Genomic DNA, 14,745 nt, shown 5'->3' with positions numbered 1-14,745 from the left:
GCCCTCAATCGGTCAGCGCCGCGCCGACATCCGGCGCGCGCTCGTTCTGGTAGTCCCGCGCCGCACGGACGAAGCCGGCGAACAGCGGGTGTCCGTCGCGCGGCGTGGAGGTGAACTCGGGGTGGAACTGACAGCCGACGAACCACGGATGTTCCGGAAGCTCCACCGCCTCCACCAGTTCCCCGGACTCGGACAGCCCGGAGATCACCAGACCGGCCTGCTCCAGACGCGCGCGGTAGGCGTTGTTGAATTCGTAACGGTGGCGGTGGCGCTCCTCGATGCGGCTGGTGCCGTAGGCCGCGGCGATGTGCGAGCCCTCGGTCAGGCAGGCGGTCTGCGCACCCAGGCGCATGGTGCCGCCGAGATCGCTTTCGGCATCCCGATGTTCGATCCGCCCCTCGCGGTCCTGCCATTCGGTGATCAGTGCGATTACCGGATGCGGAGTATCGGGCGCGAACTCGGTGGAATGTGCCCCGTTGAGGCCGGCCACGTTGCGGGCGTATTCGATCACCGCCACCTGCATGCCGAGGCAGATGCCCAGATAGGGGATACCCTCCTCGCGCGCATGGCGAACCGCCTCGATCTTGCCCTCGACCCCGCGCTCGCCGAAGCCGCCCGGCACCAGGATCGCGTCCAGCCCTTCCAGCTCGGCGCGTGCCTCGGGGGTGTCGCCCTCCAGCTTTTCCGAATCCAGGTAGCGGATGCGCACCCGGGTGCCGACCTCGATGCCCGCATGGGTCAGGGCCTCGTTGACCGACTTGTAGGACTCGGTTAGTTCGACATACTTGCCGACCATACCGACCGTGACCTCCGATTCAGGGAACTCCATGGCGTTGACCACGTGCTTCCAGTCGGACAGGTCGGCGACCGGCAGATCCTCGATGTGCAGCTTGCGCAGCACGATCTCGTCGAGCTTCTGCGAATGCAGCCACAGCGGAATCTTGTAGATGTTGTCGACGTCCACCGCAGAGATGACCGCCTTTTCCTCGACGTTGGTGAACAGCGCCATCTTGCGCCGCTCCCCCTCGGGGATCGCCTGACTCGAGCGGCACAGCAGGATGTCCGGCTGGATGCCGATGGAACGCAGTTCCTTGACCGAATGCTGGGTCGGCTTGGTCTTGATCTCGCCGGCGGCGTCGATATAGGGGACCAGGGTCAGGTGCATGAACAGCGCGTTGTCGCGCCCCAGCTCCACGCCCATCTGGCGGATCGCCTCGAGGAACGGCAGGGACTCGATGTCGCCCACCGTGCCGCCGATCTCGATCAGTGCGATGTCGGCGTCATCCGCCCCTTCGCGGATCGAGCGCTTGATCTCGTCGGTGATGTGCGGAATGACCTGCACCGTGCCGCCCAGATAGTCGCCACGACGTTCCTTGCGGATTACGTTCTCGTAGATCTGGCCGGTGGTGAAATTGTTGTGCCGCGAGGTGCGGATGCGCACGAAGCGCTCGTAGTGCCCGAGATCCAGGTCGGTCTCGGCCCCGTCATGGGTGACGAACACCTCGCCATGCTGGAACGGACTCATGGTCCCCGGATCGACGTTGATGTAGGGGTCCAGCTTCATCAGCGTGACCTTCAGGCCACGCGCCTCGAGGATCGCCCCCAGGGAGGCGGATGCAATACCTTTGCCCAGAGACGAAACCACGCCTCCGGTGATAAAAACGAATCGCGTCATGCGGGAAACCTGGCCGGGACCGACGGGGGTCAAAATGCCCGCAAAGGGTACCAGACCCCCCGTTTCCGCTCAATCGCGAACGCGCTCCGCGAAGGGCCTTCGGGCCCGTCATGGCGGGCCTGAGGCGCCCCGCCCCGGCTCCACCACCGGCGCCGTATTCCGACAACGCAAACCGGGTCACGCGGTCGAATCCGCTCCCGGCCCCCGCGGCCACAGCACCGCCCGCACGGTCCCGCCCGGCGGACGCAGCAGCGGGATACGCGCACGCCGCCACGGCGGAATGCCGCGCTCCTGCATCAGCGACTTCAGCCGCCGGTGCCGACCGCCCGCCGCCACCCGCTCGCCGCCCCGGCGGAACACCACCTCCACCGCCCCGGCCAGCAGCGGATCGGCGAACGCCGGATGCTCGCGCGTCAGCACCCGCCCATCGGGCAGACGCAGGCGCTGCTGGTCGGCCGGCCACGGGATGGGCGACGCGGGCTCCGTCTCCGGCGGATCCAGATACAGCGCATCGCGGTAGCGCCGCAGGCAGCCCTCGTCCCAGTCCAGCCGCGGCTGGCGATCCCCGTCCGCCTCCAGGGCCTGACGCAGGAATTCCGCCAGCCGCCGGTGGCCCGGCGGGCGCAGGCCGTGTTCCCGGATCCAGTGCCGCAGAAGGGCGCTCCGGCGCCCCGGTTCCAGCGGCCGCAGGACGGACAGCGGCAGAACTTCGCCGGCCCCGGCGCCCGCCAGCTGGCGCGCCAGATCGGCGTCCTCCCCGCCCGCCACCTCGGCCTGCCAGCGAGCGGACCGCGCCAGCCCGGCCGAGGCCGCAAAACGTTCATTGAGCCGCGGCAGGATCTCGCGGCGCAGGAAGTTGCGGTCGAACCCCGGATCGGCGTTGGTGGGATCCTCCACCCAGGTGAGCCCGTCCATCCATGCCCGCCCCGCCACGGCTGCATCCGCCACGTCCAGCAGCGGGCGCGCCAGCCAGCCCTCGCCTTCGCGGCGCCACGGGACCATGCCGCGCAGTCCGTGTGGTCCGCTGCCGCGCAGGGCCGCGAGCAGGAAGGTCTCGGCCTGGTCCCCGGCATGATGCGCGGTGACCACCACCCCGGTCGGCCCCAGGTCCTCGCGCAGCAGCGCATAGCGGGCGTGCCGGGCCGCGGCCTCCACCCCGTCCGCGCGGGTCTCGAGGGGACCGACCGCGCGGTGCTCGAAATGCAGACCCAGCGAATGCGCCACCGCACGACAGTGTTCCGCCTGGGCCGCCGACTGCGGGTGCAGCCCGTGGTCCACGTGCCAGACCTCGGGACCGGGAGTATCCGCTGCCCGACAGGCCGCGCTCAGGGCGTGCAGCAGGACGCTGGAGTCACGCCCGCCACTGAAGGCAACGCGCAGGGGGCCGCCCGCGGGACACTCCTCGAGGAACCGCCGCAACGCGACGTCGACGGGGTCAGGCGCCGGCTTCCTGGAAGGCACCGTAGTCCATCAGCCGGCGGTAACGCCGTTCCAGGCGCTTGCCCGGGTCCAGCCGCTCCAGCCCGCCCAGGGTCTCGGCCAGCGCCGCACGCAGATGCTCGGTCATGGTCTCCGGATCGCGGTGGGCGCCGCCCAGCGGTTCGTCGATCACCCGGTCGATCAGCCCCAGGTCCTTCAGCCGGCCGGAGGTGATCCCCAGCGCCTCGGCGGCCTCGGAGGCCTTTTCCGAACTCTTCCACAGGATCGAGGCGCAGCCTTCCGGCGAGATCACCGAATAGGTCGAATACTGCAGCATGAGCGTCGCATCGCCCACCCCGATCGCCAGCGCACCGCCGGAGCCACCCTCACCGATCACCGTGGCGATGATCGGGGTGTCCAGCCGCGCCATCACCCGCAGGTTGCGCGCGATCGCCTCGCTCTGGCCGCGTTCCTCGGCCCCCACGCCGGGATAGGCGCCCGGGGTGTCGATGAAGGTGAACACCGGCATGCGGAAGCGCTCGGCCATCTCCATCAGGCGCAGGGCCTTGCGATAGCCCTCCGGACGCGGCATGCCGAAATTGCGCTGCACCTTGTCCCGGGTCTGGCGCCCCTTCTGGTGGCCGATGATCATCACCGGCCGCCCGTCGAAGCGGGCGATGCCGCCGACGATCGCGGGATCATCGGCATAGGCGCGGTCGCCGTGCAGTTCCTCGAATTCCTCGAACAGCGCCGGGATGTAGTCGAGCAGATACGGACGCCGGGGATGACGTGACAGCTGGGCAATCTGCCAGGGCGTGAGCTTGGCAAAGATGCTTTCGGTCAGCGACTGGCACTTGTCCTGCAGCCGCTGGACCTCTTCCTGGATGTTGACCTCGGTGTCGTCGCCCACGTACTGCAGGTCGCGGATGCGGGCCTCCAGCTCGGCGATCGGCTGTTCGAAGTCGAGAAATTCCGGGTTCATGCAAGGATTCCAGTCAGTCACGTTCGGGGTGGCGAGTGTAACGAATCGGCGCGATCTACGCTGGCCGCCTGCGGGCCCCGCCGGCCGGGGCCTAGCCCCGCTGGTAGAGCAGCCGCGCCTCGCAGGACGGCCCCAGGGTCTGCTGGATGCCGCGCAGCAGGGTCTCGTTCGGCAGGACCCGCCATTCTTCCGGCACCTTCAGCTCCGCCTCCATGCCGTCGCGGCGATAGCGCAGGCGCAGCGGGCAGCCGGACGGGGCACCCTCTTCGCCCCCCTCCGGCGTCCCGCCACTGCCATTGCCGTTGCCGCGCCCGGCCGGCCGGTGCTCCTGCAGCAGGCCGTGCAGCCCCGCGATCTGCTCCGCCCGGACCTCGCGCAGGTCCAGACACAGCGCGCGTGCCCATTGCGCGCGCGCCTCGTCCAGGGTCAGGACCCGGCGCGCGCGCATGCGCACCCCGCCGGCGTAGTCGTCCAGGGTCACCGTACCCTCGGCCACCAGCAGGGTGTCCGGCTCCAGGCGCTCACGATACTGGTTGAAATCGTCGTTGAAGAGCACCAGCTCGGCGCGCCCGCTGCGGTCGTCCAGGGTTGCCACGCCCATGCGCCCGCTGTTGGTGTTGCGCACCCGCACGCCCACCACCAGCCCGGCGATGCGCACGGTCTCCTGGCGTCCGCGCCCGCGGTTCTCGCCCTCGTCGGGGCGCTGTTCCAGTTTCGCCTCCAGCTCGGCCAGGCTGGTGCCGGTCAGGCTGCGCAGCTCCTCGCGATAGCGCTCCACCGGATGCCCGGTCAGATACAGCCCGAGGGTCTCTTTCTCCCCGCGCAGCCGGTCATCGTCCTCCATCTCCGGCTGCGTCTCGCTCTCCGGCACCACCGCGGCCGCCGGGTCGCCGAACAGATCCACCACGCCGAGGCTGGCATTGCGTTCGGTCTGTTCCGCCGCGGCTACCGCGGTGGGGATGTCGGCCAGCAGGGTCGCGCGGTTGGCCCCCAGCGAATCCAGCGCACCGGCCCGCACCAGGGTCTCCAGCACCCGCTTGTTGAGCTTGCCCAGATCCACCCGCTGGCACAGATCCACCAGCCCGTGGAACGGCCCGCCCTCGTTGCGTGCCTTCAGCAGGGTCTCGATCGCGGACTCGCCGACGCCCTTGATCGCCCCCAGCCCGTACACCACCGTGCGCGCGTCCTGCACGGTAAAGCGGTAGTCGGACTGGTTCACGTCCGGCGGGAGCACCGCCAGCTCCATGCTGCGGCATTCCTCGATCAGACCGACCACCTTGTCGGTGTTGTCCATGTCCGCGGACAGCACCGCCGCCATGAACGGCGCCGGGTAATGGGCCTTGAGCCAGGCGGTCTGATAGGCCACCAGGGCATAGGCCGCGGAGTGCGACTTGTTGAAGCCGTAGCCGGCGAACTTCTCCACCAGGTCGAAGATGTAGGTCGCGGTGTTTTCCTCCACCCCGCGCTCGACCGCGCCATTGACGAAGATCTCGCGCTGCTTGGCCATCTCCTCGGGCTTCTTCTTGCCCATCGCGCGGCGCAACAGGTCCGCACCGCCCAGGGTGTAGCCGGCCAGGACCTGGGCGATCTGCATCACCTGCTCCTGATACAGGATCACGCCGTAGGTCGGCTTGAGCACCGGCTCCAGATCCGGGTGCGGGTATTCCACCTCGGAGCGCCCGTGCTTGCGGTCGATGAAGTCGTCCACCATGCCCGACTGCAACGGACCCGGCCGGTACAATGCCACCAGCGCGATGATGTCCTCGAAGGAATCCGGCTGCAGGCGCCGGATGAGATCCTTCATGCCGCCGGATTCCAGCTGGAACACTGCCGTGGTCTGGTAGTTCTTCAACAGGCGGAACGACTCCGGATCATCCAGCGGGACACCCTCCAGGTCGATCTCGATCTCCGGATCCATGCGCCGCAGGTTCTGCACCGCCCAGTCGATGATGGTCAGCGTGCGCAGCCCGAGGAAGTCGAACTTGACCAGGCCCACCGCCTCGACGTCGTCCTTGTCGAAGTGGGTGACCAGCGAGCCGCCGTCGTCTTCACAGTACAGCGGGGAGAAGTCGGTCAGGGCCGACGGCGCAATCACCACCCCGCCGGCATGCTTGCCGGCGTTGCGGGTCAGGCCTTCCAGTTTCATCGCCAGATCAATGATCGCGCGGACCTCCTCGTCCTCGTCGTACTGCGCCTTGAGGTCCTCGCTCTCGGCCAGGGCCTTTTCCAGGGTCATGCCCAGTTCGAACGGGATCAGCTTGGCGATGCGATCGACGAAACCGTAGCCATGCCCCAGCACGCGCCCGACGTCGCGTACCACGGCCTTGGCCGCCATGGTGCCGTGGGTGATGATCTGCGAGACCTTGTCACGGCCGTAGCGCTCGGCGACGTATTCGATCACGTCGTCGCGTTTCTCCATGCAGAAGTCGACGTCGAAGTCGGGCATGGAGACGCGTTCGGGATTGAGAAAGCGCTCGAACAGAAGCTCGTAACGCAATGGATCCAGGTCGGTAATGCCCAGCACGTAGGCCACCAGCGAGCCGGCACCGGAACCGCGCCCGGGCCCCACGGGAATCCCGTTGTCCTTGGCCCACTGGATGAAGTCGGCCACGATCAGGAAGTAGCCGGGGAAACCCATCTGGCAGATCACGTCCAGCTCGCGCGTCAGCCGTGCCTCGTAGTCCGCGGTCTCGGCGAACTGGAAGCGCTCCAGGCGTGCGCGCAGCCCCTGATCGGAGATCTCGCGCAGATGCTGCTCCACCGTGCGCCCCTCGGGCACCGGAAAATCCGGCAGCACCGACTCCCCGAGGGTCAGGCGCACGCTGCAGCGCCGGGCGATGGCCACGCTGTTGGCCAGGGCCTCGGGGATATCGTCGAACAGCGCGGCCATCTCCTGTGGCGTGCGCAGGTACTGTTGCTCGGAGTAGCGCCGCGGCCGGCGCGCGTCGTCCAGGGTGTGGCCGTCGTGGATGCACACCCGCGCCTCGTGGGCCTCGAAATCCTCGCTGCCGAGAAAACGCACGTCGTTGGTCGCGACCACCGGAAGCCCGTGGCTCTCGGCCGCGCCGATCGCGGCCTCGATCCAGGCCTCCTCGCCCGGCCGCCCGGTGCGCGTGAGCTCCAGGTAGAAGCGCCCGGGGAAACGCTCCAGCCACGGGCGCAGTACGGGTTCGGCGAGGGCCTGCGCGACCCCGCTGCCACTGACGAACAGCCCGTCGATGGTCCCGGACAGGGCGATCAGCCCCTCCGCCGCACCGCCATCCAGCCACGCGCAGTCGATCCGCGGCACGCCTTTCTCCTGGCCTTCCTGCCAGGCGCGCGAGATCAGCCGGGTCAGGTTGCGATAGCCGGCATCGTTCTGCGCCAGCAGGGTCATGCGCGCCGGGGTGGCATCGGCGCGCGCGTCGCGCACCAGCACGTCGGCCCCCACGATCGGCTGCACGCCGGCGCCGATCGCCGCCTTGTAGAACTTCACCAGCCCGAACAGGTTGCAGTGGTCGGTGACCGCCACCGCCGGCATGCCGGCCGCGGCCACGCTCTGCACCAGCGGCTTCAGACGCACCAGGCCGTCAATCAGGGAATACTCCGAGTGCAGCCGCAGGTGCACGAACCCCGGGTCCTGCAGGTTGAGATCGTCAGTGGTTTGGGTATTCATCATCATGCCTCGCTGGCGGCCGCCAGCGCCCGCGCCACCGGACCATAGCTGCGCCGATGCTCGGGGCACGGCCCGTGCTGTTCCAGCGCCGCCCGGTGCGCGGCGGTGGGATAACCCGCATGCCGGTCGAAGCCGTATTCCGGCCACTGCTCGTGCAGCGCGCGCAGTTCACCGTCGCGTGCCACCTTGGCGATCACCGAGGCGGCACTGATGGCCGCGACGCTGCCATCACCGCCGACCCGGGCCTCGGCGGTCCAGGGACCCTCGGGGGTGAAGCGCCCGTCCACCAGCAGATGTGCCGGGGCCGGATCCAGGGCCTGCACCGCCCGCTGCATGGCCAACAGGGTCGCGCGATGGATGTTCAGGCGATCGATCTCGCCCGCCTCGGCGCGCCCCAGGGCCCAGGCCAGGGCGCCATCGCGGATCTGCTCGTCCAGGGCTTCGCGCCGGCGCGCCGTCAGTTTCTTGGAATCGGTCAGACCGGGGGCATAGAAGCCCTCCGGCAGGATCACGGCCGCAGCCACCACCGGCCCGGCCAGCGGTCCGCGGCCCACCTCGTCGACGCCCGCGACCCGCCCTGTACCGCCTGCAATCCCGCTCATGAAGCCGCTCCCGCCGTTCGCGCGCAATCCCCCGGCCCATGGCCCGCACGCCACCCGGGGGATCCGTTACAATAGCGCCGAAATCCTAGCACAGCCCCCTCCGGACCGAGCATCCCGACCATGTCTCAGAATCCCCTGCGCTGCGCCGCCATTGGTGTTGGCCACCTCGGCCGCTGGCATGCGGCGAAATACGCGGCCCTCCCCGATACCGAACTGGTGGCGGTGGCCGATGCCGACCCCGAAACCGCCCGGCGCGTCGCCGAAGAACACGGCTGCGCCGCCGAAACCGACCACCGCGCGCTGATCGGCCGGGTGGACGCGGTCTCCATCGCCGCGCCCACCACCCTGCACTACGCGATCGCCCGCGACTTCCTCGACGCCGGCTGCCACGTATTGGTGGAAAAGCCCATCACCGCCACCCTGGACGAAGCCGAGGCACTCAACCGCCTCGCCGAGGAGCGCGGCGTGGTACTGCAGGTCGGGCATCTGGAGCGTTTCAACGCCGCCCTGCGCCAGCTGGCCGAGAATCCGCTGCACCCGCGTTTCATCGAGTCGCACCGGCTGGCGCCGTACAAGCCGCGCGCCACCGACGTCTCGGTGGTGCTGGACCTGATGATCCACGACATCGACATCATCCTGGCGCTGGTCGACTCACCACTGGCCGAGATCCGTGCTTCCGGCGCCCGGGTCCTGACCGGCGACATCGACATCGCCAATGCGCGCCTGGAGTTCGAGAACGGCTGCGTGGCCAACGTCACCTCCAGCCGCATCAGCACCAAATCCGAGCGGCGCATGCGCATCTTCCAGTCGCATGCCTATGCCTCGGTAGACTTCCAGAACCGGATTCTGTCGTTCAACCACCTGGGCGACGTCGATCCCGAGACCGGCGCGCCCGAGATCCACCGCGACGAGCGCGTATTCGACGAAGCCGATGCGCTGCTGGCCGAGATCCGCGCCTTCGTCGCCGCCGCGCGCGGCCAGGCCCCGGTGCTGGTCAGCGGCCGCGACGGCCAGCGCGCGCTGGAGACCGCCAGCCGCATCACCGAACTGGTGCAGGCCAATCTCAACGTGATGGGCCGCGCCGACGGCCCGCACTCGTCCCTTTGATTTCTCCATTCCCGAAAACGGCAACAGGAGCCCGCCCGTGATCCCCATGGTCGACCTGCAGCGTCAGTACCAGACGCTGCGCACCGAGATCGATGCCGCCCTGCAGGAAGTCCTCACCGGCGCCCGTTTCATCCTCGGACCCAACGTCCAGGCCCTGGAAGAGGAGCTGGCCGACTACCTCGGCGTGGAACACGCCATCACCTGCGCATCCGGCACCGACGCCCTGCAGCTGGCCCTGCATGCCGCGGGCATCGGTCCGGGCGACGAGGTTATCACCACGCCCTTCACCTTCATCGCCACCGCCGAGGCGATCCGTTACCTGGGCGCCGAGCCGGTATTCGTGGACATCGACCCGCGGACCTTCAATCTGGATCCGGAGCAGATCGAGCCGGCCATCAGCCCGCGTACCCGCGCCATCCTCCCGGTGCATCTGTTCGGCCAGCCGGCCGACCTGCCGCGCATCCGCGAGATCGCCGAGCGCCACAAGCTGATGGTGATCGAGGACTGCGCGCAGTCCTTCGGCGCCAGCATCGACGGCGCGCAGACCGGCTCCACCACCGCGTTCGGGGCATTCAGCTTCTTCCCCAGCAAGAACCTCGGCGCGTTCGGCGACGGCGGACTGGTCACCACCTCCTGCCCGTCCTCGGCCGAGGCCCTGCGCCGCCTGCGCAACCACGGCTCCAGCCAGCGCTACTACCACGACGAGATCGGCTACAACTCGCGCCTGGACGAGATGCAGGCCGCCATCCTGCGCTGCAAACTGCCGCACATCGACCACTACAACGCCGAGCGCCGGCGCGTGGCCGCACGCTACAGCGAGGGCCTCAAAGGCTTGCCGCTGGAGACCCCGCACGAGGACGGCATCGGCCTGCACGTCTACCACCAGTACACCCTGCTGACCGATCACCGCGACGCGCTGATGCCTGCCCTGACCGAGGACGGCATCGCCAACGCGATCTACTACCCGGTGCCGCTGCACCAGCAGAAGGCGTTCGCAGAGCCCGACGGCGAGCCCGAATCCCTGCCGGTGACCGAATCGGTGGCCGCGCGCTGCCTGTCCCTGCCGATCTTCCCCGAACTGGAAGACGCGCAGGTCGACCGCATCGTCGAACGGATCCGTGTTTCCCTGACATGACCCGCGAGGTGGTCGTCTGCGCCGGCGAGAGCTCCGGCGATGCCCTGGGGGCGGGGCTGGTGCGGGAACTCGCCGGCCACGCGGACGACCTGCATTTCTCCGGGATGGGCGGCGAACGCATGCGCGCCGCCGGCGTGGACACCCGCATCGACGTGGAAGAACTGGCGGTGGTCGGGCTGGTCGACGTACTGGTCAACTACCCCCGCCTGCGGCGGCTGTTCCGCCGCATGTGCGACCATCTCGAGACCACCCGCCCCGCGCTGCTGGTGCTGGTCGACTACGTCGAATTCAACCTGCGCCTGGCCGCGCACGCCAAACGCCTGGGCATCCCGGTGCTGTTCTACGTCAGCCCCCAGCTGTGGGCCTGGCGCAGCGGCCGCATCCGCCGCATCCGCCGCTACGTGGATGCCATGGCCGTGCTGTTCCCGTTCGAGACCGCCATCTACGAACGCGCCGGCGTGCCGGTACGCTACGTCGGCAACCCCCTCGTTGACCACGTGCAGGCGCCGGAACCACCCCTGCGCGAACGCCTGGGCGTCGCACCGGACACCCGCGTAATCGGCCTGCTGCCGGGCAGTCGCGGCGGCGAGCTCAAGCGCCACTGGCCCCTGCTGCTGGAAACCGCCCGCCGCCTGCACCATCGACATCCGGATCTGCGCTTCGCGGTGGGCCTCGCCCCCGGTGTCACCGCGGAGCGCCTCGCCGGGCTGGCCGCCTCACCCGCCGCGGGCGGGGAGCCCGGCAGCGAGCCGCCACTGGACTATGTCGGTGAAGAGGACGGGACCCACGCGATCATGGCGGATGCCGACCTCCTGCTCACCGCGTCAGGCACCGCGACCCTGGAAGCCGGCCTGCTGCGCGCCCCGATGCTGGTGTTCTACCGCATGGGGGCCGTGTCGCATCTGGTGTTCCGCCGGCTGGTGCACCTGGAGCACATCGCTCTGGTCAACATCGTCGCCGAGGAAGGGGTCGTCCCCGAATACCTGCAGCACGACGCGACGCCGCAACGCCTCGCCGAGGATGCGGACGCCCTGCTGCGGGAACCGGAACGCCTGGAAGCGATGCGCGAGCGCCTGTCACGGGTACGGGAAAGACTGGGCGACGGCGGCGCCGATCGCCGCGTGGCCGCAGCGGCCGCCGAGATGCTGGAGCACGGACACCTGCTGCCCGCCGACTGACGCCCCGTGCGGGCTCGGCGCGTTTGCCCCTGGTTCGCGACCAGGGCCGCCCCTGCATGCCGGAACCCGACAAATGCCCCGTGCGCCCCATGCGGTACCCCTGCAGGAGCGCGCTTACGCGCGAAAACCGCGATCAGTGCTGGCGACCACCCCGCAGGATGCCGCGCCGCGATCCCTGGACGAAGTGGATCAGGTCGCGCACCTCGGGGATATCGGTCTCCGCCAGCATCGCGTCGAGATGGGATTCGCGCCCGGCCCGTCCGCGCATGCCGCGGATGAACACCCGGTGCAGCCCCTGGATCGCCACGTCGCTGAAACCGTTGCGGCGCAGCCCCACCTTGTTGATGCCGATCAGCCGCGCATAGTTACCGCTGGCCAGACAGTACGGCGGCAGGTCGCGGTTGAGCGCCGAGCCCATGCTGGTGAACGCGAAGGTCCCCACGCGGCAGAACTGGTGCACCAGGGTAAAGCCGCCCAGGGTGGCCTTGTCGTGGATCTCCACGTGGCCGGCCAGCGAGGTGGCATTGGAGAAGATGATCTCGTTGCCGATGGTGCAGTCGTGGGCGATGTGCACATAGGCCATGATCAGGTTGTCATGGCCGATCACCGTCTCGCCCAGCCCCTTGGCGGTGCCGCGGCTGAGGGTCACCGACTCGCGGATCACGTTGCGGTCGCCGATCACCAGCCGGGTCGGCTCACCGCGATAGCTGGTATCCTGGGGCTCCTCGCCGATCGAGGAGAACTGGAAGATACGGTTGTCGCGGCCGATTTCGGTCGGACCGTTGATCACCACGTGCGGCCCGACTCGGGTCCCCGCGCCGATGCGCACGTTCGGGCCGATCACCGAGAACGGTCCGACTTCCACCGAGCTGTCGAGCTCGGCGCTCGGATGGATGTCCGCCCGCGAATCGATCACGCGTCGATTTCCTTGCCCGCACACATCAGTTCAGCGGTGGCGCAGATCTCGTCGCCTACCTTCGCCTCGGCATCGAAGCGCCAGATCCCGCGCACCGTGCGCGTCAGCTCCACCCGCAGATCCAGCTGATCGCCGGGCACCACCTGGCGGCGGAAACGCGCCTGGTCGATGCCCACGAACAGGTAGAGCTGCTGCTTGTCCTGATTGACGCCGCGCGCCTCCTCGGTCTTGAAGGCCAGCAGCCCGGTCGCCTGGGCCAGGGCCTCGAGGATCAGTACCCCCGGCATCACCGGCTTGACCGGGAAATGCCCCTGAAAGAACGGCTCGTTGATGCTGACGTTCTTCAGCCCGACCAGATGCTCGCCGGGTTCGCACTCCACCACCCGATCCACCATGAGGAACGGGTATCGATGGGGGAGGTACTGCATGATCTGCTGAACGTCGAGGGCATCCACGGGGCGTATCCTGTGTTCTTGTTAGGGTATTGTCGTGCCGGGCCGCCGGATGCCCTGCTTTTTATGTGTCGCGCGCGCGCCGACCCATGCGCCGCAGACGGGCCAGGGTCCGGTTCCACAGGCGGGCCTCCTGGTGCGGAACACCCGAGGCGTAGTGCCCGGCATGATCGATGCTGCGCGTAACCAGTGTCATCGCGTGGATCGTCACGTGATCGGCAATGCTCAGATGGCCGAGGATCCCCGCCCCTCCACCAATGGCGCAGTGACGACCGATACGGGCGCTGCCGGCGATTCCGACACAGCCGGCGATGGCCGTATGGTCTCCAATCTCGACGTTATGGGCAACATGAACAAGGTTGTCGATCTTCACGCCTTCACCAATCCGGGTATCTTCCACGGCCCCGCGGTCGACCGTGCAGTTGGCCCCGATCTCCACGTCGCTGCCGACCCGGACAGCGCCGAGCTGCTCGATCTTGAGCCAGGTGCCGTCTTCCGGCGCGAAGCCGAAACCGTCGGCCCCGATGACCGTGCCGGCGTGCACCAGACAGCGCTCGCCCAGCACCACGCCGTCGAGTACGCGCACGCCGGGATGCAGGAAGCTGCCCGCGCCGATCACCGCGTCGCGGCCGACATGGGCCTGCGCCTCCACCACGGCACCGGATTCCAGGCGGGCACCCGCGCCAATGACCGCGCCGGCAGCGACCGTCGCGGCGGGATCGACCCGTGCCGACGGATCGACAACCGCCGAAGGCGCAATGCCCGGCTCACGCGCGCGGCGCGTTGCGGCCAGCATCTGGCTCACGCGCGCATAGGCCGGATAAACCGCCGCCACGCGGATGCGCACCGCCCCCGCCGGCAGAACCGCGGCAGGCAGATCGGCGGGAATCAGCAGGGCCCCGGCGCGCGAATCCGCCAGCCCGTCCGGCAATGCATCGGCGCGCACCACGAATGCCAGCTGATCCGGTGCCGCACGCGCCGGGGAGGCCAGTCCGCGGATACGCCGCGCACCGTCGCCCTCCAGCTCGCCCCCGACCCGACGCGCCAGGGCCGCGGTCTCGATGCCGTCCGGATCACTCACGCTGCATCGCGGCCAGCACGTCGTCGGTGATGTCCACGCGATCCGAGGCGTAGAGCACGTTGCGCTCGGTCAGGATCACGTCAATGTCGCGCTCGCGCGCCAGCTCGGCGATCGCGTCGTTGATGCGCCGCTGCAGGCGCGACAGTTCCTCGTTGCGACGCACGTTGAGGTCTTCGGAAAAGCTCTCCTGGGCGCGCCGGAATTCGCGCGAACGCGCCGAGAACTCGCGTTCCAGCGCGGCCCGTTCGGACGGATCCATCATGTCGCCCTCGCGCTCCAGGCGATCGCGCAGCCGCTGCAGTTCCTCACGTTCGGCCACCAGCTCGGAATCGCGCGGGGAGAATTCCTCCTCCAGCTCGCGCATCGCCTGTTCCGCTTGCGGCGAATCCTCGAGGATCCGGTTCATGGTCACATACCCCACGGTCTGCGCCCCGGCCAGCGCGGGCACTGCCGTCCAGCCCGCCACCACCAGCGCGACCCCGATACCGGCCGTTATCCAGGCCTTCATGCCGCCTCCCGGGGCATTGCCGCCCCCGTGATTGT

At 69.0% G+C, this 14,745-nt stretch carries 12 protein-coding genes; 3 read left to right on the top strand and 9 right to left on the bottom strand.

Annotated elements, in window-relative coordinates:
• Positions 1–4: 4 nt before the first annotated feature.
• The 5 genes from D893_RS01830 to rnhB form a co-directional block, all read right to left on the bottom strand.
• Entirely contained in the window at positions 5–1,675 is a 1,671-nt protein-coding gene (locus D893_RS01830; RefSeq protein WP_077244858.1) for a CTP synthase, read from the bottom strand.
• Positions 1,676–1,852: 177 nt separating this feature from the next.
• On the bottom strand, positions 1,853–3,136 hold the full coding sequence (gene tilS / locus D893_RS01825; RefSeq protein WP_110619023.1) for a tRNA lysidine(34) synthetase TilS: 1,284 nt from the start codon (positions 3,134–3,136) through the stop codon (positions 1,853–1,855).
• Complete coding sequence (locus tag D893_RS01820; protein WP_018947813.1) at positions 3,111–4,076, bottom strand: acetyl-CoA carboxylase carboxyltransferase subunit alpha; 966 nt, start codon at positions 4,074–4,076, stop codon at positions 3,111–3,113. Before D893_RS01820 ends, tilS begins: the two co-directional genes overlap by 26 nt.
• A gap of 91 nt (positions 4,077–4,167) precedes the next feature.
• Positions 4,168–7,734 carry a DNA polymerase III subunit alpha gene (dnaE, locus tag D893_RS01815; protein ID WP_110619022.1) on the bottom strand — a complete coding sequence of 1,189 codons (3,567 nt, stop codon included), beginning with the start codon at positions 7,732–7,734 and terminating at the stop codon, positions 4,168–4,170.
• Complete coding sequence (gene rnhB / locus D893_RS01810; protein ID WP_024329401.1) at positions 7,734–8,333, bottom strand: ribonuclease HII; 600 nt, start codon at positions 8,331–8,333, stop codon at positions 7,734–7,736. The genes dnaE and rnhB overlap by 1 nt, the downstream gene beginning before the upstream one ends.
• A gap of 120 nt (positions 8,334–8,453) precedes the next feature.
• Between rnhB and D893_RS01805 the strand changes: the two genes are divergently transcribed.
• The 3 genes from D893_RS01805 to lpxB are packed head-to-tail and all read left to right on the top strand — an operon-like array spanning position 8,454 to position 11,753.
• On the top strand, positions 8,454–9,440 hold the full coding sequence (locus D893_RS01805; RefSeq protein WP_018947810.1) for a Gfo/Idh/MocA family oxidoreductase: 987 nt from the start codon (positions 8,454–8,456) through the stop codon (positions 9,438–9,440).
• 37 nt (positions 9,441–9,477) lie between these two features.
• The gene (locus D893_RS01800; protein WP_018947809.1) at positions 9,478–10,575 is read left to right on the top strand and encodes a DegT/DnrJ/EryC1/StrS family aminotransferase; all 1,098 of its coding nucleotides are present in this window, start codon (positions 9,478–9,480) and stop codon (positions 10,573–10,575) included.
• On the top strand, positions 10,572–11,753 hold the full coding sequence (gene lpxB / locus D893_RS01795; protein ID WP_110619021.1) for a lipid-A-disaccharide synthase: 1,182 nt from the start codon (positions 10,572–10,574) through the stop codon (positions 11,751–11,753). Before D893_RS01800 ends, lpxB begins: the two co-directional genes overlap by 4 nt.
• 133 nt (positions 11,754–11,886) lie before the next feature.
• On the opposite strand, the gene lpxA is transcribed toward lpxB, so the two are convergent.
• From lpxA to D893_RS01775, 4 genes are all read right to left on the bottom strand, one after another.
• Positions 11,887–12,669 carry an acyl-ACP--UDP-N-acetylglucosamine O-acyltransferase gene (gene lpxA / locus D893_RS01790; RefSeq protein ID WP_018947807.1) on the bottom strand — a complete coding sequence of 261 codons (783 nt, stop codon included), beginning with the start codon at positions 12,667–12,669 and terminating at the stop codon, positions 11,887–11,889.
• Complete coding sequence (gene fabZ / locus D893_RS01785) at positions 12,666–13,124, bottom strand: 3-hydroxyacyl-ACP dehydratase FabZ (RefSeq protein ID WP_018947806.1); 459 nt, start codon at positions 13,122–13,124, stop codon at positions 12,666–12,668. The genes lpxA and fabZ overlap by 4 nt, the downstream gene beginning before the upstream one ends.
• A 61-nt stretch (positions 13,125–13,185) precedes the next feature.
• A complete protein-coding gene (gene lpxD, locus D893_RS01780; protein WP_110619020.1) occupies positions 13,186–14,202 on the bottom strand; it encodes a UDP-3-O-(3-hydroxymyristoyl)glucosamine N-acyltransferase in 1,017 nt (338 codons plus the stop codon).
• The gene (locus D893_RS01775) at positions 14,195–14,710 is read right to left on the bottom strand and encodes an OmpH family outer membrane protein (protein ID WP_110619019.1); all 516 of its coding nucleotides are present in this window, start codon (positions 14,708–14,710) and stop codon (positions 14,195–14,197) included. The genes lpxD and D893_RS01775 overlap by 8 nt, the downstream gene beginning before the upstream one ends.
• Between the last annotated feature and the right edge of the window lie 35 nt (positions 14,711–14,745).

The sequence above is a fragment of the Thioalkalivibrio sp. ALE21 genome (assembly GCF_003208255.1).
GTDB lineage: Bacteria > Pseudomonadota > Gammaproteobacteria > Ectothiorhodospirales > Ectothiorhodospiraceae > Thioalkalivibrio > Thioalkalivibrio halophilus.
The sequence above is the reverse complement of the archived record's forward strand: the minus strand, read 5'-3'. Positions and strand labels throughout refer to the sequence as shown.